This is a genomic window from Pseudoxanthomonas sp. LjRoot125 (assembly GCF_964252705.1).
Taxonomy (GTDB): Bacteria; Pseudomonadota; Gammaproteobacteria; order Xanthomonadales; family Xanthomonadaceae; genus Pseudoxanthomonas_A.
In genome coordinates this window covers 1-20,847 of the sequence record NZ_CAXUOY020000003.1, presented here as the reverse complement: position 1 = coordinate 20,847, position 20,847 = coordinate 1, and the positions used below count along the sequence as shown (strand labels likewise).

Genomic DNA, 20,847 nt, shown 5'->3' with positions numbered 1-20,847 from the left:
GATCGCGCAAGCCGGACGGTGAATCCCGTGCGGATCAGTCGCCCAGGGCGAACACCCACACCGAACCGCCTTCGGGCACGGCTTTCTCCCAGCCCGCCAGGTCGTGCATCTTGCCCTGGATCCACTGGGCATCCACGCCCCAGCCGGACACCACCGCAATGTATTGCTTGCCATCGACGGTGAAGGTGCTGGGCGGCGCGATGATGCCGGACGGCGTGGGGAACTCCCACAGCAGCTTGCCCGTCTTGGCGTCGTACGCGCGGAACATGCGGTCGTTGGTGCCGCCGGCGAACAGCACGCCACCGGCCGTGGTCATGATCGAACCCCAGTTCCACGAGTGCGGGTACTTCTCGCGCCACACTTCCTTGCCGCCATCCACGCTCCATGCCTGGATGCCGCCGATGTGGTCGAAGCCCTTCTTCACCGACAGATCGAGGCGGTTGATGTCCACGCCGGCCGACCACTGGCCTGGGATGCGCGGCTGGATCAGGCCGGTCAGGGTCAGGCAGTGGTTGTCGTTGTACGGGATGTACAACATGCCGGTCTTCGGGTTGTACGCCTCGTACGGCCAATCCTTGCCGCCCCACAGGCTCGGGCAGTAGGTGCGCGTCTTGCCGGTGGCCGGCTTGGCGTTCTCGTTATAGGTCGGCCGGCCGGTCTTCGGATCGATGCTCGCGAACACCGTGTTGTGCACGTACGGCTCGGACTTGTTGTAGGTGATCTGGCCCTTGTCGTCGCGGTCCAGCCAGTACAGGCGGCCGTTGCGCTGCGCACTGATCAGTCCCGACACCTTCTTGCCGTTGCGGTTGAACTCCACCAGCGTCGGCGCGTTCATGCCGGCCCAGTCCCACGAATCGTTCCAGTGGTACTGGAAGTGGCTGACGATGTCGCCCGTCTCCGGATCCAGCGCCAGCACCGACGCGAGGTACAGGTTGTCGCCGGGACGCTGGTCGCCGAGCCACGGCGCGCCGTTGCCGACGCCCCAGTAGATGACGTTGTTGGTGGCGTCGTAATTGCCCGGCATCCACATCGTGCCGCCGCCATTCTTCCAGGCGTCCTTCCACTCGCCGTCCTGCGGCCACGTTTCGAAGCCCTTCTCGCCCGGCCCCGGCACGCTGTAGCGCGTCCAGGCCAGCTTGCCGGTTTCCGCATCGAAGGCCTTCAGGAAGCCGCGCACGCCGAACTCACCGCCGGACGGGCCGATCAACACCTTGCCCTTGACCACCAGCGGCGCGGACGTGATGTAGGCGCTGTCCTGTTCCCAGTCGCACACCTGCGCTTCCCATACCAGCTTGCCGGTGGTGGCGTCGAGCGCGCTGAGCATGCAGTCGATGCTGCCGACATACACCTTGTCGCCGTACAGCGACACGCCGCGGTTGGTGCGATGGAGCGCGCCGAGACCTTCGGGCACTTCGCGAACGAACTTCCAGCGGACCTTGCCGGTCCGCGTGTCGTAGGCGATCACCTGGTTGTGCGGCGTCGCCACGAACATGTAGTCGCCGTTGACGATCGCCGGCGCCTCGTGGCCCGAGTTGACGCCGGTGGCCGCCGACCACACCGGTCGCAGCTTTGCGACGTTGGCGGTGGTCACCTGGTCCAGCTCGCTGTAGCTCCAGCCTGCGTAGTTGCCCTTGGTCAGCAGCCAGTTCGCAGGCTCCTGGTTGGCGAGGCGGGCGTCGGTGACGGGTTTGTAGTCGGCCGCGGCGAGCGGGGCCGAGGCAAAGGTCGCGACGAGCGCGGCCGTGATCAGTTTCAGGTGCATGGGTCTCCTCCCGGGTGAAGCGTTGGTGTAGGTCATGGACGTTGGAACGGAATGGCGATCAGGTCGTCGGCGGACCGAGCGGGCCGTCGAACTTCCCGCTGACGACCAGGGCGCCGTCCTTGAGGGTCAGCGGCAGCATGGCCAGCCGCCGTGTCGCGGGTCCCTGGGTGACGGCGCCGCGGTTGCCCGCGTCGAACACCGAGCCGTGGCAGTTGCAGACGATCTGCGTCTGGCTGGGGTGCAGCGTGGTGATGGGACAGCCGTAGTGCGTGCACAGCGACGAGAACGCGACGATGCCGTCGGCGGCATTGCGCGCGCTGGTCGGCTTCAGGTCGGCCGGCTTCAGCCGCACCACGGTCAGCAGGTTGGCTTTCGAGATCAGCACCTTGCCGGTCGCCGGATCCATCGGGTACGCGAGCACGGGTGGCTTGCCGACTTCGATGTCCGCGGGCTTCACTTCCTTGCCCGCCTTCGGTCCGATCATGAAGGCCAGCTTGTCGCCGGGCTCGGGTTTCGGACTGCGCGTGGGCGCAGGCGCAGCGGACTGCGCGCCCGCCGCGCCGCTGACCATCGCCATCGGCGCCAGCGCGGCGAGGGCGAGCGCGCCGGTCAGCATGCTGCGGCGGCCGGTGTCGTCGGGATGTCCGGCGCACGCGCACGCACAGCCGCCGTGTTCTTTCGTTTCGCTCATCGTGTCGTTCTCTTCTTCAAGGCGTCTGCAGGTAGACCACGTGGGTCTCGGTGAACTCGAGCAGGCCGTGCTTGCCGTCGGCGCCGCCGATGCCCGACTTGCGCCGCCCCGCATGGAAGCCCTGCATCGCCTCGAAGTGCTCGCGGTTGATGTAGGTCTCGCCGAAGCGCAGTTCGCGCGCAGCCTTGATCGCCGCGTTGATGTCGCGGGTGAAGATCGAAGACGTGAGGCCGTACTCGGAGTCGTTGGCCAGTGCGATGGCTTCGTCGAGGCTGTCCACCACCTGGATGGGCAGCACGGGGCCGAAGGTCTCTTCGCGCATGATCGCCATGTCCGCGCGCGCATCCACGATCAAGGTGGGCTCGTAGTGGAAGCCCTTGCCCAGATCGGCCGGCTTGCCGCCGGTGACGATGGTGGCGCCGTCGCGCTTGGCCTGCTCTACCGCGGCCGACACCTTGTCCAGGCCCGCCTGGTTCACCAGCGGCCCCATCTGCAGGTCGTCGCGCTCCGACGGGTCGCCGTACTTCGTGTCGCGGAACAGCTTCACCAGTCGCTCCACCAGCGCTTCATGTGCGCCGCGCTCGACATAGACGCGCTCGGCGCAGTTGCAGACCTGCCCGGTGTTGATCACGCGCGAGTCGTAGATCGCCTTGGCCGCAAGGTCCAGGTCGGCATCGGCGAGGACGATCGCCGGCGCCTTGCCGCCGAGTTCCAGGTTCACGCGCGTCAGGTTGCGGCCGGCCGTCTGCATGATGCGGCTGCCGGTACCGACGCTGCCGGTGAAGGTGATCAGATCGACTTCCGGATGTTCGACCAGCGCCTGCCCGGTACTGCGTCCCAGGCCACCGACGAGGTTGAACACCCCCTTCGGCAGATCGGTCTCGGCCACGAGCTTGGCGAACTCGTAGGCATTGATCGGCGTTTCTTCGCTCGGTTTGATCACGATGGTGTTGCCGGTGATCAGCGCCGGCGCGAGCTTGCGTGCGATCAGGAAGAAGGGGAAGTTCCACGGCAGGATGCCGGCGACCACGCCGATCGGCTTGCGGAACAGGAAGATGTTCTCGTTGGCACGGTCGCTGGTGAGGATCTCGCCTTCGAGGCGACGCGCCCACTCGGCCATGTAGTCGATGTAGTCGGCGGTGAAGTCGACTTCGACCTGCGCCAGCTGCTGGATCTTGCCCTGTTCGCGGACGATGACCGACGCGAGGTCCTTGCGGTGTTCGCGCAACTTGGCGGAGATCTGGCGGAGATAGCCCGCACGCTCGATGGGCGCGCGCTTCTCCCACGCCGGTTGGGCGCGGCGCGCGGCGGACACGGCCGCATCGACGGTGGCCGCGTCGCTGTCGGGAATGCGGGCGAGCAGCTTTCCGTCCGCGGGGTTGGTCACGTCGATGGTCGCGCTGCCACCGGCGACGAAGGCGCCATCGATGTAGTTCTGGTAGGTCTGTGTCATGGGATTTCCTAGGCGTGCGTTGTCCTTGCCGGCCTGCCGCCCATGGGGAGCGGCAGGCCTCCTGCGTCCTTCACCAGACGTAGGCGTACTTCAGGTTGAGGCTGTCGTTGACGCTGTGGTTCTTGCCGTCCAGCGAAGTGGAATAGCGCAACGTGATCGACTGGTTGTCGAAGGTGTGGATCATCAGGCCGGCGCCACCATCGAGCGCCCAGCCCGACGGCAAGCCGTCGTTGGCTTCGGTGTGCTCGGCGTCCAGCGCGACGAAGGGCTCCAGGCGCTGCGTGGCCCGGTAAGCGAAGCGGTTGTTGGTATGAAGCGACAGGCCGGGCTGGATGCCGTTGTCGCGGCGGCTCTGCCAGACGAAGCCCGCATCGCCGGTCCAGCCGAACTTCTCGCCCATCCGCCAATCCCAGAAGAAGCTCGAGAGGTTCTTCCAGTTGGTGTCGCTGACGCGTTCGGTGCCGGTGGGGATCTGCACGAACGACTGGAAGCCCAGGGTCGCGCGCTCGCTGGGCTTGTACCAGATGGCGAAACCGGTGAGCGGATCGCCGATGCCGCTGATGTGGCGGTCACCCGCCGCGGCGGAGGTATTGCGGATCGCCACTTCCGGCACGATCACTTCCCAGGCCACGCCGATGTTCTTGTTCGACTCCGGCGTCCAGAAGCGCACGTACTTCGACAAGCCGGTCAGCGCCTTGCTGCCCGAGCCGTCGACGCGATCGCCATCGGCATCGAACATCCGCGCGTTGTCCTGGTACGTGGCGTACTGCACGAATACGTTGAACGGCTCGAAGCCGACGGGCAATTCGTACTCGCGCGGCCCGATCACGTCGAACGTGGTCTGCGCGCTGGCCGTTCCCGCGACCGCGAGCAGCGACAGCGCGAGCAGCGGCTGCAGGCGCGACACCGACCGCATCGTCTCTTTCTTCATGGTGATGCTTCCCTCCCGTGTGAATGGACCGGTCGCCGCGGGTCCTTGCCCGCGTCGCGACGGTGGTTCCGGGACGTTGGCGCGCGTGCGCACCAGGTCCGCAGGAGAGGTAGCGCAAGGCGCGTGCCACGTTGCAGCGCAGCGAGAAATGCGTACGTCAACGCGATGAATCAATCACTTGGCGCGATCAGGCAATGCGGAAGACGCGCGTTTCATGCGGCAGCGCAGCGCAGTTGCAACACCTGCCTGCGACCATCTGTCGCAGGCCCCTGCGACAGGTGTCGCAGGCACGCATCGTCGGAAAAGCAAACGGCCCGTCACCAGGACGGGCCGTTGGGCGAGGCACGCGGTCGAGCGAGGTCAGCCGGACTGTGTGGGCGAGACAATCTCCAGCCGCTTCATCCGTCGATAGACCGTCGCGCGACACGAGCCCAGGTCGCGCGCTGCCTCGCTGATGTTCCATCGATTGCGGCGCAACACCTCCAGCAACTCGCCACGTTCGTCATCGCCGGCCGCAGTCTCGCGCGGGAACGGAATGACGGTCGCCATCGCTGGCACAGCGGATGCCTCGTCCTCGAAGACTTCCTGGGGCAAGTGGTCGATGCCGACGGTGGCGCCATCGGCGATCGACAATGCATAGCACAGGGCATTGCGCAGTTCGCGGATGTTGCCAGGCCAGTCGTGGCGCAGCAGCACCGCCACGGCGGCCGGATCGATCGCGGCCCGCACGCCCATCGCTTCCGCTTCCATTTCCAGGATGCGTTCGATCAGGAACGTCTTGTCGCCGCGTTCGCGCAGCGCCGGCAGGGCCAGCGTCGCGCCGCATAGGCGGTAGTAGAGATCTTCGCGGAAGGTGCCCGCCACGATTTGCCGGCGCAGGTCGCGGTGCGAGGCCGCCACCACGTTGAGGTCCACGCGCACCGGTTCGTCCGCACCGAGCGGCAGCACTTCGCGCTCGGCCAGCACGCGCAGCAACCGCGTCTGCAGCGGCAGGGGCATGTCGCCGATCTCGTCGAGGAACAGCGTGCCGCCGTCGGATCGCTGGATCAGGCCCTTCATGCCCTTGCTGCGCGCGCCCGTGAACGTGCCCGGCGCATAACCGAACAGTTCGCTTTCGATCAGCGACTCCGGGATCGCGGCGCAGTTCACCGCCACGAACGGCTGGTCCGCGCGACGGCTGGCGTCGTGCAGCGCACGCGCCAGCACTTCCTTGCCGGTGCCGGTTTCGCCCTGCAGGAAGATGCTCACCGGCTTGTCGACCAGGCGCGCGGCGCGCTCGAGCAGCTGGTCCATGCGCGCATCGCCGCCGGACAGCCGCGACAGCACGCTGTTCTGCACGGGGTCGCGCGGCGGTTCGCCGGCGTCTGCCGCCTGCACGCGCGGTGCCGTCTTGGGCGCGATCATCGAGGCGTGGTAGCCCTGTCCGTCCCAGGTCGTGACCACGCCGCGCGAATCGTGCGAGGTACCCTTCGTCAGCCGCCAGATATCATCGATGCGCGTGCCGAACACGCCGGTCAGGTGGTTCCCGACCAGTTGCGCGCGCGCGTCGTCGCGGATGTGGATCGACTCCAGCAGGCGCAGCTGCTGGCGGGCCCCGCTGTTGGCGCCGACGATGCGGCCATCGCGATCCACCGCCAGCATCAGCTCGCCGCACACGTCCACCAGCGGACCGACCGTGCCGAGGCGCAGGATCCAGTGCGCGCGGAACTGGCGGATGAAATTGGCGTCTTCGATCATCCGCGCATGCAGCACGGTCAGGTGACGCGCCAGGTGCAGGCTCTCGCGCCGGTCCGGCGACGAGAGCGCGGACACGTCCAGCGCGCCCATGAACGCGCCATCGGGATCGTAGAGCGGCGTGCTGGTGCAGCTCAGGCCGATGTGGCCGATGTAGAAATGGTCCTCGCGATCGCAGATCACGGTGGACTGCTCGGCGATGCAGGTGCCGATGCCGTTGGTACCGGCGTGGATCTCGTTCCAGTTCGCGCCCAGCGCCAGGCCGGCGCGCCGCAGCGGTGCGTCCCAGGTGTCGTTGCCGATGAAATCGAGCGTGACGCCCTCCGCATCGGTCAGCAACAGGACGTAACCGAGATCGGACACGTGCTTGTAGAGCTGCTCCATGCCGGCGCGCGCCACGTGCAGGTGTTCCTCCACCTGCTGGCGGCATTCGCGCAACCGCGACCGGGTTTCGATGCGCACGTCCGGACGCATGGCGGGATCGAGCGCGTGTTCGTTGGCGCACCGGCGCCACGAACGGTGGATCAGATCGGTATTGGCGTTGCTTCCGGTATGCGGCGATCCCGAATGGACCACGCGCAACACCGTTTCGACGTGTTGCTGGACAGTTGCCATGCCACCCCTCCCAGGCCGGCCGAAGACGTTCCTGCTTGCGTGCCGTTGATGTGTATGGACGCGCGGATGCTCCCGGTCCGGCGCCTGCTGCTTCGTGTTCCCCTACTCCTCCCGTGCGTCCGGCGTGATGGCGCGCACCACCCGCAGGCGCTCGCGCAGCGAGCGCGGCGCGGGCGTCAGCGGTGTGCGCGAGCGTGTCCAGCCCCCCTGGCGCGCCGGCGTGAGGCCACGCAACCGGGAGGCGATCCATGCAAACAGGCGATACCGCACCGGACTCGAATACAGCACGCGCCATGCCTTCCAGGCGATGACCTCCGGGATGCTACGCACTGCTCCCTGCCCCTTCAACGCTTGGCGTTGCTGCATTGCGGGAGCGCGATGCCGCCCCGCTTCGCGCAAGCGCACCAGCAACTCGGGGATCGGAATGCCGACCGGGCAGACATCGCCGCATGCGCCGCACAGGCTGGAGGCCGTCGGCAGATCGCGCGTCGACTCGAGCCCCAGCAGGTGCGGCGAAATGATCGCGCCGATGGGCCCGGGGTACGTGGTGCCGTAGGAGAGACCGCCGATGCGGGCATACACCGGGCAATGGTTCATGCACGCGCCGCACCGGATGCATTGCAGCGTGGCGCGGAAATTCTCTTCCGCGAATGCCTGGCTGCGTCCGTTGTCGAGCAGGACCAGGTGGACCTCGCGCGGGCCGTCCTTCTCGCCCTCGCGGCGCGGCCCGCTGATGATGTTGAGGTAGGTGGTGACGGCCTGGCCCGTGGCCGATCGCGTCAGCAAAGTGAATAGTGGCGGCACGTGCTCCAGTTTCTCGACGACCTTCTCGATGCCGGTGATCGCGATGTGCACGTCGGGCACCGTCGTCGACAGCCGTCCGTTCCCTTCGTTCTCCACCAGCACCAGCGAGCCGGTCTCCGCCACCATGAAGTTGACGCCCGAGACGCCGATGCGCGCCTGCCGGAATTTGTCCCGCAGCGCGACGCGCCCGATCGCGATGAGCTGGTCCACGTCTTCGGTGTAGCCCGCGTCCGGGATGTGCTCGGCGAAGATCGCCGCCACGTCCTCCTTGGTCTTGTGGATCGCCGGCATGATGATGTGGCTGGGGCGGTCGCCGTCGAGCTGCAGGATGTACTCGCCCATGTCGGTTTCGACGCAGGCGACGCCGTGGTCCTGCATACGATGGTTCAGCTCGATCTCCTCGCTGACCATCGATTTTCCCTTCACCATCATCGTCGCGTCGTGGCGGCGGGCGATGTCCAGGAAGATGCGGTTGGCGTCGGCGGCGTCTTCGGCCCAATGGACCTGTACGCCGCGCGCGCACAGCGCCTGTTCCAGCTGCTCCAGCAACTCAGGAAGCCGCGACAGCGCGCGCTTGCGGATATGTTCGCCCAGCCCGCGCAACCGTTCGAACGCGTCGTGGTCGGGAAACTGCGCGGCGCGCTTGTCGGCCAGGTAGTCCATGGCGCCCCGGAATCCCCGACGCAACACAGGGTCGGCGAGCACCAGGGTCGCGTTGTCCTTGAACGCGACGGGATCGGCGACGGGGCGCTGGGCGCTCATGCCGCGGACTCCGGACGAAGCAACAGGATGACCAGCTCGCGCGGGCCGTGCGCGCCGTAGACCAGCAGGCGCTGGATGTCGGCGGTCTTGGAAGGGCCCGTCACCAGCAGCGCATTGGTCGGGAGCCCCGCCGCCCAGTCCTGTTGGCGCATGGCGGCGTGCAGCGTCGGCTGCAGCGTTTCCTCGCGCAGGACCGCGATATGCAGCGGCGGCAGCAGCGAGAGCGTGCGCGGTTCGCGCGCATCCGGCCAAAGTATCAGGCTGCCGGTTTCGGCGATGCCACCGAGTGTCGTGGTGATGCCTGCATCGATCGTGTCGAACAGCACCGGCTTGAGCGTTTCGATGGGCGCGTCGTACCAGTCCAGCGCGACCCCGAGGTCGTTCGCCTGCAAGGCGTCCGCGATCGATGTATCGCGACCGGCCATCAGGCGGCGCACCCCTTTGGCGGCCAGGATGCCGGCCAATGCCGCGGGCCATCCGTGCGCATCGGTCTCCACCACCTCGGCACGCCAACCGCGCGCCTGCGCGATGAAACGCGTGCGCCATGCGTCCCGTGGGAACGCCTCCGCTTCCGCGTAGTGGCCGGCGACATCGGGCGCGGCAAGCGCGACCGGTTCGGCAGCGCGCAAGCGCGAGAGGATCGCGCTGCGCGCGCGCGATGGCGCCGCGGATGCGCTCATGCGCCACCCTCCGGTCCCGGCAAGCCCCAGCGCTCGCGCAGGAAGCTGGCGATATGCCGGCCCTGCAACACGGCTTTGCGGCGTGCCAGCGTGCCGTTGAGGTTGAGCAGGCAACCGCAATCGCCGCTGACGAACGCATCGCAGCCGCTGTCGCTCAGCGCATCGGCCTTGTCGCCCGCCATGGCGGCGGAAATCTCGGGCTGCTTCACGGCGAACGTTCCGCCGAACCCGCAGCACTCGGATTCGTACGCCTGGATCTTCAGCTCGACGCCCGGCAGCGCTTCCAGCAAGCGGCGCCCGCTGGCCAGCGCACCGGTTTCGCGACGCGCGCTGCACGACGTGTGCAGGCACACCGACACCGGATCGTTCGTGGCGGCGACGGGCAAGGGCAGATCGGTGGCGGCCAGGAAATCGCTGAACTCCACCACGCGCGCACCGATGTCGCGTGCCTGCGCCTGCAATGCGGGATCGCTTTCGAACAGGCGCGGCCAGTGGTGGCGCATCATGCCGGCGCACGATCCCGAAGGCACCACGATAGGCCACGGCTGCGGGAACAGATCGAGCTGCGCTGCCGCGACCCGGCGCGATTCCTCGGGGAATCCACTGGTGTAGGCAGGCTGGCCGCAACAGGTCTGCGCATCGGGCACATGCACGCGGCAGCCCAGGCGCTCCAGCACCGCGATCGCATCAAGGCCGGCGTCGGGCATGAACAGGTCCACCACGCACGTGGCGAACACATACACATCCCGAGAGGGGGAGGAGCCGGCAGGATCTGGCGAGCGCATGGCGGGCGGGTCTGTCTTGTCCGGACCGGAGTCTGTGCCGGCCCACCAAGGGCGGTATATTGGTCAGACCAATCCAGTGCGCAGGTCACCATGTCGTCCCAGGTCGCCGAGGTCACCCGCCATCTCGAACAAGGCATCGCGGACGGGCGCTACGTCGCCGGCCGACGGCTGCCCGCCGAGCGCATGCTGGCAGAGCGCCTGCAGGTGTCGCGCGCCACCGCGCGCGAAGCGATCGGCCGATTGGTCGCACGCGGCGTGCTGGAGCGCCGGCAAGGGGACGGCACGTACGTCATCGCCGCGACCGAGCGCCGGATGGCGGAGATCTGGCAGGACATGGCGCGCAACCACCCGATGCTGCAGGCGGACCTGGTGGAATTCCGCGCCATGCTGGAAGGCCGCACCGCCGAACTGGCGGCGCTGCGGCACGACGACGGCGACCGCGCGCGCCTGCAGGCGGCGCACGCCGCCGTGGACGCGGCCTACAGCGGCAGCGACCGGCTGGCGCAGATCCGCAGCGATGTCGCATTCCATCGCGCAATCGCCGACGCGACGCACAACCCGGTCTTCTCCTACCTGATCGCTTCCCTGCTCGCGCTGCTGCACGACCACGTGCAGGTCAGCCTCGCCGGGCTGTCGCCACAGTCACCGGTCTCGCAGCAACTGCGCACGCAGCACGACGCTCTGCTGGCGGCGATCCTGCAGCGCGATGCCGAGCGTGCGCGGGCGGTCGCCGGCGGCCACATGGACTATGTCGCCGTGCAGCTCAACGCGTTGCCGCGGGTGACGCGGGCCGCGCGCACCTCGGGCTGAGCAGGACGAGACGCACCGCGGGCGCTGGTTTGACGCGGCGCACAAGAATCTGGCTAACTCGGGGTTGCCCCATGATCCGGCGACAGGGACCGAGCCGTTTCACTTTCCCTGGTCTTGTTCGTCTAGCTGCATATGGAACCCGCCCGCCACCCCGCTGCCGAGAGCGCCGAGCCTGCCATGCAGGCCGGTCCGGGCGAACGTTCGAGCGACACGCAGCCGGGCATGGTCGCGGGCCAGGCCGCCGAGCTCGTCAGGAACCTCAACACGACCCTCATCCGATCGCTGCAATTGCGATTGGGGTCCTACGAGGACGCACGCGAAGTCGCGCAGGAGGCCTACGCCCGCCTGCTGAACCTCGGCAACGACCAGGTCGTCAGCTTCCAACGCGCCCTGCTGTTCAAGATCGCCCAGAACCTGGCCACCGACCTGCTGCGCCGGCGCGCGTATACCGAACTGCCGGAACCCGACGGGCTGGATCTCTGGCCGGATCCGGGCGCCGATCCCGAGCGGTCCGCCAGGGCGCGATGGGTGGTCGAACGGTTGCCCGCCGTGCTGGCCGAATTGCCGCCCAAGTGCGCCGAAGCCTTCCGGCTCGTGCGCATGGAGCAATGCAGTTTCAAGGAAGCGGCAGAGCGGCTCGATCTCACGGACAGGATGGTGCGGATCCATGTCGCACGGGCACTGGCCCTCTGCCAGATGCGTTTCGATGAACTCAGGGACGACCGGGAAGGCGCCGATCATGAGTGACCACACCCAGACGGCACGCGAGCAGGCGCTGCAGGAAGCCGCCGAATGGCTGCTGCGCCTCAGCGAGCACGACCTGCAAGATGCCGACATCGATGCGTGGAACGCGTGGATGGAGGCATCGCCGCTGCACGCGCAAGCCTTCGAAGATGTGCACCTGCTGTGGGATGCGGCGGCCGACGTCCGCGCCGAAGACGTGGTGGAAGCACGGCAGTCGCTTGCTCCCGCAGGCGCGGAGACACCGCGAGAAGCCGCGCCCTCGCGGCCCGCCATCACCGACGCGACCTTCCGGCCGCGCTCGACGACGGTCGCTGCGCGCCGGCCGGTGCGCTCCCCTGCGCGTCGATGGGGCGCGCTGGCGGCGAGCGTCGCGGCATTGGCTGTCATGGTTGGCCTGTGGAAGCACGAAGCGCCGCGCACGCCGTCCGAACTCCATCTCGTCGCCGACATCGGCGCGCCGCGGAAGACGACGCTGCCGGATGGTTCGCGCCTCGACCTGGATGCCGGCAGCGCCGTCGTCGTGCAGTACAGCAGCCAGCGCAGGCAGGTGGAACTGGTACGCGGGCAAGCCTATTTCTCCGTCGCCAAGGATCCGGGCAAGCCGTTCGAAGTACGTGCCGGCGGCGCGATGGCGCAGGCGTTGGGCACCCACTTCAGCGTCGCGCGCCGGAACGAAGGCGTGCGGGTGGTGGTGACGGAGGGGCGCGTGCAGGTGAGCGACCTGCGCGCGAATCGCGGCGGCATCGCCAACCATGTTGTGCAACTGGTGGCCAACCAGAGCGCGACGCTGGTGGAAGGCGGACCGCTCGAGGGCCCCGTCGACCTCGATGCGGCGTCGACGCTCGCGTGGCTGCAGGGCAAGGTCACCTACCGCAGCGAGACGCTGGGGAATGTCGTGGCCGACCTCAACCGGTACTCGCGGCTGCCGATCGTCCTCGAAGACAAGCAGTTGGCGCAGCTGCGGGTGACCGGTCGCTGGAGCACGACCGACCTGGATGTGTGGCTGGACAGCGTGGCCCAGGCTCTCTCGCTGTCGGTGGTACGCAAGCAGGATGAGATCCTGCTGGTGCCGAACGTACCGAGTTCCCGCCTGCCCGCTGGCAAGGGCGCGGCGGCGCCGAGTCCACCCACGGTTCGACGCTAGGGAGACGACCGGGGATCTTGAGCGCACGTGCAGTCCGACCAGCAGCGAGCGTTCCCCGCGCGAAGCGACCGGGGTCGGTCCTGTGCTGGCTGCGCGTCGTGCTGCTGCTCGCCCTCGCGTCCTTCGGCGCGGCGACGCATGCACAGGATCGGTCGCGGCAGTCCTCCACTTTCTCCATCCGCGCGCAGTCCCTCGAGGACGCGCTGATCGCGTTCTCCGAACAGTCGGGTATCCAGTTCGTCGCGATCGGCGACCTGAAGACAGCGCCACGCACACCGTCCGTGCGCGGTCGGCTGGCCAATGAAGACGCGCTTCGCCTGCTGCTCGCCCGCAGCGGCTTCGGCTACGCATTCCGCGCCAATGGCGTCGTCACGATCTCGCCCGAGGCCGCGGCGCCCCGCCCCGCGCCGTCGCCACCACCGATCGCGCACGTCCCCACCGAACTGGCGACCGTGCAGGTGACCGCGCGGCGTCGGGTGGAACGCAGCATCGATGTACCGTTGGCGGTGACCGCCCTCGATGGCGACCAACTCGACGCCATGGGCATCGACAATGCCGCGCAGGCGATCGATTCGGTACCCGGCGCATCGTCGGTGGACGTCGGCGGCGGCTTCACGCAGGTCCAGATCCGCGGCGTGTCCAGCTCGTTGGGCGGCAACGACAACGGCTACTACCTCGACGAGATTCCTTTCACCGGCGTGACCGTGCCCTGGCATCCCGACGCGCGCGCCTTCGACCTGGATCGGGTCGAAGTGCTCAGGGGACCGCAGGGCACGCTGTTCGGCGAAGGGTCGATGGGCGGCACGGTGCGCATCCTCACCCACAAGCCGGAACTGGACCGCGTCGCCTTGCGGGCCCAGGCCGGATGGTCGACCGCGAGCGGAGGCGGCACCGGCTGGACGGCGAAGCTGATGCTCAATCTTCCGCTGCTGGAAGATCGCTTCGCGATCCGCGCCGTCGCCACCGATGAGTCGCTCCCGGGCTGGGTCGACCATGCGACGGACGGCCGCCGCGACATCAACACGCAACATGTGCGGACCCGACGGGTGCGCGCGACACTCCTTCCCACGGCGCGCTGGCAACTGGACGCGGCGCACTGGTCCTACGACTCGAGCGCACCCGGTGGCGGCTATGCGGCCAACGACGACATGCAGGTGTCCTACTACTACGGACGCAACGCCGATTGGACCACGTCCAATCTGGTGAGCACGTACGAAGCCGAGGGCTCCACCCTCACCTATACCTATGCGGAAGCCGACCTCACGCAGCACCAGCAAGGCGAGATCCTGCCGCAGACCGCCTACGACAGCATGATCGACATCGACGTGCGCACCCATGAGCTGCGCTGGAGTTCGACGGGCCCGCGCACGGTCTCGTGGACCTGGGGCGCCTACCATCGCCAGGCGCGCCGTTTCGATGCGAGCGCGATCGGCGATGTCACGCCGAGCCGGTCACGCCAGGAGAACGAGGGTGGCGCGCTGTTCGGCGACCTCACCGTGCAATTGCCGCACCCTGCGTGGAGCGTCAACTTCGGATTGCGCTACTTCCAGGACCAGGTGTCCGGCGTGTCCCTGACCCGCAATGCGCAGACCTCGCTGGACGAACGCTTCCACAGCTGGAACCCCCGCTTGGGCGTGTCATGGAAGCCGGCGGACGACACGACGGTCTACGCCAGCCTCGCGAAGGGCTTCCGCTCTGGCCAATTGCAGCCGATCACCTCGCTGCTGCTTGCGGAACAGGCCGGGATCACGCTGCCGACCCGCATCGATTCCGACCGCATCGTCACCGCCGAACTCGGCGCGAAAGCGCTGGCGTACGGCAGCCGACTGCTGCTGGAAGGCGCGGTCTTCCAAAGCCGCTGGCGCGATGTGCCGGTGCGGGTACCGGTGACGGACGTCTTCAACGGCCTGGTCAACTCCGATGGCGCCGAGATCCGCGGCGCGGAGATGGGCCTCACCTACCAACCCAGCGACCGCCTCTCGTTCCAGCTGGAATCCGCATGGATCGATGCGACGTACACCGCCGATGTCGAGGGCACGGCGATCACCCGCGGCACGCCGGTATACAACGCGCCTCGCCTGACCTGGAGTGCATCCGGCGAATATCACCGGACACTTGCTCGCGGCATGCAGGGCGTGGCGCGCGCGGGCTTGCGCTACCACAGCGCGCGGCAGGTCTCGCTCACGCAAGGATCTCCCGGCGACGACATCCTGTCGGCCAATGTGCGGGTCTCGCTGGAAACGACGGCAGGCTGGAGCATCACGATGTACGGCGACAACCTCACCAACGAGCAGGGCTCCGACGATGCACGCACGACACGCGGCCTCGCGACGCGGCTGCGTCCACGCACGCTGGGCGTGGAGCTGGAAGTCCGTTACTGATGCAACGAAAAAAGATGTCTCGAATATTTCACTTCTGATTCACCTGATCGTCACGGCTTTCTGAGAGGCCAGACATCAGACGCCTGGTCCTCGATCGCGCACACGCGCCCCCATCGAGCCTCCAGGAGAATTCCGTGAATCGCATCGCCCGTTCTTCGTCATTTCCCTCCACGTTGCTCCCCGCGCGCAAAGCCCTGTGCCTGGGTGTCGCCACCGCCCTGCTGTTCGCGGGCAACGTCCATGCGCAGGACAGCGACGCCACTGCGCAGGCCACGGCGGAAGCGCAGCCGAAGGCCGAAGGCGTGAAGGACCTCGGTTCCGTGACCGTCACCGCGCGCAAGCGCAACGAGCGCCAGATCGACGTGCCGATCGCGATGACAGCGGTGACCGGCGAACAGATCGATGCGTTCGGCATCGCCAACGTGTCCGAGATCATCACGATGACGCCGGGCGCCGGCTCCGTCGACAACGGCGGCGGCTTCACCCAGGTGCAGATCCGCGGCGTTTCCAGCTCGCTCGGCGGCAATGACAATGGCTACTACCTCGACGAGATCCCCTTCACCGGCGTCAGCGTGCCGTGGTATCCGGAAGCGCGCTCGTGGGACATCGATCGCGTCGAGATCCTGAAGGGCCCGCAGGGCACGCTGTTCGGCGAAGGTTCGATGGGCGGCACCGTCCGCATCCTGACGCGCAAGCCGGACTTCAACGTGTTCGAAGGCGCGATCGAAGCCTCGGCTTCCACCACGCAGGGCGGCAGCAACGGCTGGGGCGGCAAGGCGGTGATCAACATCCCGCTGATCGACGACCGGCTGGCCGCGCGTGTCGCGGTGACCGACGAGAAGCTGTCGGGCTGGACCGACGACAACAACACCGGCAACAAGGACATCAACGAACAGCGGGTCAAGACCGGCCGCGTGAAGGTGCGCTTCGCGCCCGTCGACCAGTGGACCATGGACCTGGCCTACTGGAAGTACAAATCCGAAGCGCCCGGCGGCGGCAACGGTGCGCTGGACGACCTGACCACCAATTCGTTCTACAGCAACAACGACGAGTGGCACACCGCCAGCTTCGTGAGCACCTACGATTTCGGCGGCTCGGAATTGTTCTACTCCTTCGCCGACGCGGAGCTGGACTACGCCAACGACGGCATGCTCAACCCGACGACGACCTACGTCAGCAACATCAACCTGCAGGTGCGTACGCAGGAACTGCGCTGGTCCTCCACCGGCGAGCGCAATGTGGACTGGACCGTGGGCTACTACCTGCGCGAAGCAGAGCGCAACGACGCTTCCCAGGTGGGCACGGCCGCACCCAGCAGCTCCAGCCAGACCAACGATGCTTATGCGGTCTTTGGCGAAGTCACCGTCAAGCTGCCCGACCCGCGCTGGGCGGTCACCGGCGGTATCCGCTACTTCAGCGATGACGTGGACGCCATTTCCGTCTCCACCACGCGCGTGTCGACCCTCAACGCGACCTTCGACAGCTGGAACCCGCGCGTGTCGCTGTCCTTCAAGCCCGCCAAGGACACCACCCTCTACGCAAGCGCCGCGCGCGGCTTCCGTTCCGGCCAGTTGCAGCCCATCTCGTCCATCCTGCTGGCCGAGGCCAACGGCATCGAACTGCCGTCGACGATCGATCCGGATTCGATCACGACCTATGAACTCGGCGCCAAGTCGCTGTTCCTGGACGGCAGCCTGCTGGTCGAGGGTGCGGTGTTCTACAGCGACTGGGAAGGCGTGGCGGTCCGCGTGCCGATCACCTCGACCATCAACGGCCTGACCAACTCGAAGGGCACCGAGAACAAGGGCGTGGAAGTCAACGTGGTCTACACGCCCAGCGCCTCACTGATGCTGCAGATCGGCGGATCGATCATCGATGCGACCTACGTGGCCGACGTGCCGGGCACGCCACTGAACAAAGGCACCGACGTCTATAACGTGCCGCGCAACAGCCTGAGCGCATCCGCCGCCTACAGCTGGGACATCGGCAGCGAGCTGCGCGGCGTCGTGCGCTCGGGCGTGGTTTACGACTCGGCACGCGAAACGGCGCTCACCGCCGGTTCCCCCGGCGACGAGATCACGATGCTCGACGCGCGCATCGGCGTGGAATCCGACGCGGGCTGGTCGGCCTTCCTCTACGGCGACAACCTGACCAACGAGGACGGCGCGCTCAACGCACGCACCACGCTCGGCGTGGCCAACCGCCTCCGTCCGCGCACCTACGGCGTGGTCTTCCGTTACAGCTTCTAATCCGACCGGCCGGCCGCCTCGCAACGGCGGCCGGCCCTTTGACAGGAAAGAACCCATGCACATCGATATCAAGACGCCGCGCCTGCACGCGCTGGCGCTGGTCGCGTTGGCCGCAGCATCCCCCGCGATGTCGCAGACGCCCGACGATCCCCAGTGGTTGGAAGCGCCACACGACACACAGGCCTTGGCGTGGGCGCGCGCGAAGACAGCGGCATCGCAAGCGAAGCTCCGTGCCCTGCCGGCCTACGCGACGGTCAAGGCCGAACTGGCGACGGCGCTGGCTACCGGCGCGGCCGAACCGGACATCACGTTGATGGGACCGCGCGCCGTGCGCTTCCTGCGCGACGCCGAGCACCCCTATGGCTTGCTCCAGCTTGCAGCGCGGGATGCCAAAGGCCTGCCGGGACCATGGCGCACGGTCCTGGACGTAGGCCAGTTGCGCAAGGCGGAAAGTGCACCCTTGGAACTGCAGGCCTACGATCTCTCCAGCGCCTGCCTGGCGCCCGCCTTCAGTCGATGCCTGCTGCGCCTGTCGCCGGCGGGCGGCGACGAAGTCGAAATCCGCGAGTTCGACCTCGACAAGGGCGCGTTCGTCGACCGCGGCTTCCGGACGCCGAAGGCGCGCGCCTTCGCCGAATGGATGGGGCCCGATCAGATCATCGTCGAGCACACGGCCAACGGCGCCGCGAAGACGCTGGCCGGGTGGCCCGCGTCGGTGCGGCTGTGGAAGCGCGGCGAGCCGCTCGCGAACGCACGCGAGGTCTACGCCGCCGAACCCTCGGATGCGATCGTCCAGTTGTTCGCGGTCGGGGAAGGTGCGCAGCGGCGCGGCATCATCGTGCGCGCGATCAACTACTCCACCTTCGATGTGTTCGCCGTCACCCAGCAGGGCAAGATCGAGCAGGCCGCGCTGCCGCGCTCGCTGAAGCCGATGGCGGTGCAGGCGTTGGTCGGCGACCAGGTGATCGTCCAGCTCGGTAGCGACGAGGTGGTCGAAGGCAAGGCGTATCCGGCCGAAACCCTGTTGGCCTGGAACAGCGATCCGACCGTTCCTGCCGGCAGCAAGATCACGCAGGTGTACACGCCGTCGGGCGGCGACTACCTGGGAGGGCGCAGCGACATCGCCAGTGCACAAGGCAAGCTCGCGTTCGTGGTCAACCGGCAGCTCGTGCCCCGGGTGTTGCTGGCCGCGCCGGCGACCGGTGGCTGGAAGGTCGAAGAAGCGCTCGCCGGACGTCCTGGCGACAACATCTCGGTACGCGGTGGCGGCAGTTCGGACGACGACTTGATCGTCGCAACGAACGGTTTCGTCGCGCCACGCCGGCAGGAGTTGTTCCGACCGGGCCAGCCGCTCACGCTGCTGGCGAAGGACCGCGTCCTGTTCGATGAGGATCGCTACGTGACCGAGATCCGCACGGCGACCTCACGCGACGGCACGCGGGTGGACTACTACCTGCTGCGGCCGAAGACGCCGGCCAATGGCCCGCAGCCGTTGTTCATGACCGGCTACGGCGCGTTCGGCATCTCCTACCGCCCGGGTTACTTCGACTACACGGTCGGCGGACCGGCGTTCAAGTTGTGGCTCGACCGGGGCGGCTCGCTCGCGATCCCGGCCATCCGCGGCGGTGGTGAACGCGGCGAAGCCTGGCACCAGGCAGCCATCCGCAAGGATCGCCAACGCTCCTACGACGACTTCATCGCCGTGGCGGAACAACTGGTGTCGACGGGCTACACCACGCCGGAACACATCGGCGTGTTCGGCATGTCCAACGGCGGCCTGCTGTCGGCGACGTTGGGCACGCAGCGGCCGGACCTGTTCGGCGCGGTCGTCAGCGACGTGCCGCTCACCGACCTCATCCGCATGCGCCACATGGGCATGGGAGCAGCGTGGATCAATGAGTACGGCAACCCGGACAAGCCCGACGAGGCCGCCGCGATGCTCGCCTACTCGCCGATGCAGAACGTCAGCGCGGGCACGACGTACCCGTCGTTCCTGGTCACCATCTCGACCGAGGACAACCGCGTGGGCCCCGGGCACGCGCGCAAGTTGGCCGCACGCCTGTCCGATGCGGGTGCACCGGTCTACTTCCTGGAGGACGAGGAAGGCGGACATGGCGTCAGCGACGCGTTCCGGAATCCGGAGCTCATGGCATTGCGCATGACGTTCCTGATCGATGCGCTGATCCCGGCAAAGACTCGTCCGCGCTGAGTCGATCCACCAGAGCGTAGCGCCGCATCGCCGCGCTACGCTCGCGGAACGCCTCCCGATCGCGTCGACCACCCGCTTCCGATCGGAAGCGGGCGTCGATCAGCGTGCCACGCTCAGCCGGACCTCGACGCGACGGTTCGGAATCAGGCATTCGCGCAAGGCGGCCTGCGGCTTCACGCCATCGCACTGCTGCACCTGCTCACTGTCGCCCTTGAAGCGGTAGGTCACCTTGGCGGCGTCGATGCCCCGTTCGACCAGCAGCGCCCGCACGGTCTGTGCGCGGCGCTCGGACAGCGCCTGGTTGTAGTCGTGGCCGCGGCCCTGCAGGCGGTCGGCGTGGCCGACCAGCTCGACGCCGGTGAGCGTCAGGCCCTCTTCGCGCAGGCGGCCGAGTTCGCGGTCCAGGCTCTGCAGCGAGTAGCTGCGGATGTCGTTGCGACCGGAACGGTCGAACTCGAACAGCACGTTCGCGGTCAACACCGTGTCCACCGGCAACACCGCCGGCGTGTTCGGCGCGGTACCGCACTGTCGCGACAGCGCTTCGGCATCGCTCACCCAGTCTTCGGCGATCTGGATGTACGGCTTGGCATGGCGCCACTGCTGCTGGTTGAACTCATTGCCGGCGTGTACCAGCTCCACTTCGCCGCACGCGACCGCCTGCTGCGCGCACGCGAAGCCGGGCGTGCCGTGGATCGCGCCCAGGCGCTTCCACAGGTCCTCGCGCACGCGTGCGGCATTGTTCACCAGCGGCGTGTCGGTCGGCAGCGGCGTGACGCCCTGCTCCATGCCGACGATCAGCTTCTCCGACTCGGTCAGTGCTTCCTGCGGGAAGGCGCTGCGGTCGTTGCGCGAATACTCGTGGAACGAGACGTCCAGCCAGCATTGCGCTTTCGACAGGTGGTAGTCGCGGACCGGACGGCCCCCATCGTTCAGCGCCTGGATGCGCCCCTGGGTGTGCTCGTAGCCCGTCAGGTCGGCGTGGATCGCCTCGTCGGTGATCCGCTCGCGCGCCGGCGTCAGTTGCGTCTGCTGGGCATGCGCAGTGGAGACGAGGCCGGCCAGCACGGCGGCGCACAGGAGGGAGGTTTTCGTA

The 20,847-nt window shown here is 67.7% G+C and carries 15 protein-coding genes; 6 read left to right on the top strand and 9 right to left on the bottom strand.

What is annotated here, in order from left to right; genetic code table 11:
• Window positions 1-34: 34 nt before the first annotated feature.
• The 8 genes from ACSION_RS17155 to ACSION_RS17120 form a co-directional block, all read right to left on the bottom strand.
• Entirely contained in the window at window positions 35-1,762 is a 1,728-nt protein-coding gene (locus ACSION_RS17155) for a PQQ-dependent dehydrogenase, methanol/ethanol family (protein WP_435307003.1), read from the bottom strand.
• A gap of 58 nt (window positions 1,763-1,820) precedes the next feature.
• Window positions 1,821-2,453: a ubiquinol-cytochrome c reductase iron-sulfur subunit gene (locus ACSION_RS17150; RefSeq protein ID WP_435307002.1), complete on the bottom strand. Its 633-nt coding sequence runs from the start codon at window positions 2,451-2,453 to the stop codon at window positions 1,821-1,823.
• Window positions 2,454-2,469: 16 nt separating this feature from the next.
• Entirely contained in the window at window positions 2,470-3,906 is a 1,437-nt protein-coding gene (aldA, locus tag ACSION_RS17145; protein ID WP_435307001.1) for an aldehyde dehydrogenase, read from the bottom strand.
• Window positions 3,907-3,976: 70 nt separating this feature from the next.
• Entirely contained in the window at window positions 3,977-4,837 is an 861-nt protein-coding gene (locus tag ACSION_RS17140; RefSeq protein ID WP_435307000.1) for a transporter, read from the bottom strand.
• A gap of 360 nt (window positions 4,838-5,197) precedes the next feature.
• On the bottom strand, window positions 5,198-7,186 hold the full coding sequence (locus ACSION_RS17135; protein ID WP_435306999.1) for a sigma-54-dependent Fis family transcriptional regulator: 1,989 nt from the start codon (window positions 7,184-7,186) through the stop codon (window positions 5,198-5,200).
• A 102-nt stretch (window positions 7,187-7,288) separates the two neighbouring features.
• Window positions 7,289-8,752: a LutB/LldF family L-lactate oxidation iron-sulfur protein gene (locus ACSION_RS17130; protein WP_435306998.1), complete on the bottom strand. Its 1,464-nt coding sequence runs from the start codon at window positions 8,750-8,752 to the stop codon at window positions 7,289-7,291.
• Entirely contained in the window at window positions 8,749-9,432 is a 684-nt protein-coding gene (locus ACSION_RS17125; protein WP_435306997.1) for a LutC/YkgG family protein, read from the bottom strand. The genes ACSION_RS17130 and ACSION_RS17125 overlap by 4 nt, the downstream gene beginning before the upstream one ends.
• A complete protein-coding gene (locus tag ACSION_RS17120) occupies window positions 9,429-10,169 on the bottom strand; it encodes a (Fe-S)-binding protein (RefSeq protein ID WP_435306996.1) in 741 nt (246 codons plus the stop codon). Before ACSION_RS17120 ends, ACSION_RS17125 begins: the two co-directional genes overlap by 4 nt.
• Before the next feature lie 138 nt (window positions 10,170-10,307).
• On the opposite strand from ACSION_RS17120, the gene ACSION_RS17115 reads away from it, so the two are divergent.
• The 6 genes from ACSION_RS17115 to ACSION_RS17090 all read left to right on the top strand — a co-directional run bounded on the left by ACSION_RS17115 (window position 10,308) and on the right by ACSION_RS17090 (window position 19,754).
• Window positions 10,308-11,027 carry a FadR/GntR family transcriptional regulator gene (locus ACSION_RS17115; protein WP_435306995.1) on the top strand — a complete coding sequence of 240 codons (720 nt, stop codon included), beginning with the start codon at window positions 10,308-10,310 and terminating at the stop codon, window positions 11,025-11,027.
• 177 nt (window positions 11,028-11,204) lie between these two features.
• Complete coding sequence (locus tag ACSION_RS17110) at window positions 11,205-11,774, top strand: RNA polymerase sigma factor (protein ID WP_435306994.1); 570 nt, start codon at window positions 11,205-11,207, stop codon at window positions 11,772-11,774.
• Window positions 11,767-12,915, top strand: coding sequence for a FecR family protein (locus ACSION_RS17105; RefSeq protein ID WP_435306993.1), 1,149 nt, complete (start codon window positions 11,767-11,769; stop codon window positions 12,913-12,915). Before ACSION_RS17110 ends, ACSION_RS17105 begins: the two co-directional genes overlap by 8 nt.
• Window positions 12,916-13,013: 98 nt before the next feature.
• Entirely contained in the window at window positions 13,014-15,296 is a 2,283-nt protein-coding gene (locus tag ACSION_RS17100; protein ID WP_435306992.1) for a TonB-dependent receptor domain-containing protein, read from the top strand.
• Between the two features lie 134 nt (window positions 15,297-15,430).
• Window positions 15,431-17,545: a TonB-dependent receptor gene (locus ACSION_RS17095; RefSeq protein ID WP_435306991.1), complete on the top strand. Its 2,115-nt coding sequence runs from the start codon at window positions 15,431-15,433 to the stop codon at window positions 17,543-17,545.
• A gap of 55 nt (window positions 17,546-17,600) precedes the next feature.
• Entirely contained in the window at window positions 17,601-19,754 is a 2,154-nt protein-coding gene (locus ACSION_RS17090; RefSeq protein ID WP_435306990.1) for a prolyl oligopeptidase family serine peptidase, read from the top strand.
• 99 nt (window positions 19,755-19,853) lie between these two features.
• Here ACSION_RS17090 and ACSION_RS17085 read toward each other — a convergent pair.
• The coding region (locus tag ACSION_RS17085; RefSeq protein WP_435306989.1) for an OmpA family protein at window positions 19,854-20,847 on the bottom strand (994 nt) is incomplete at its 5' end.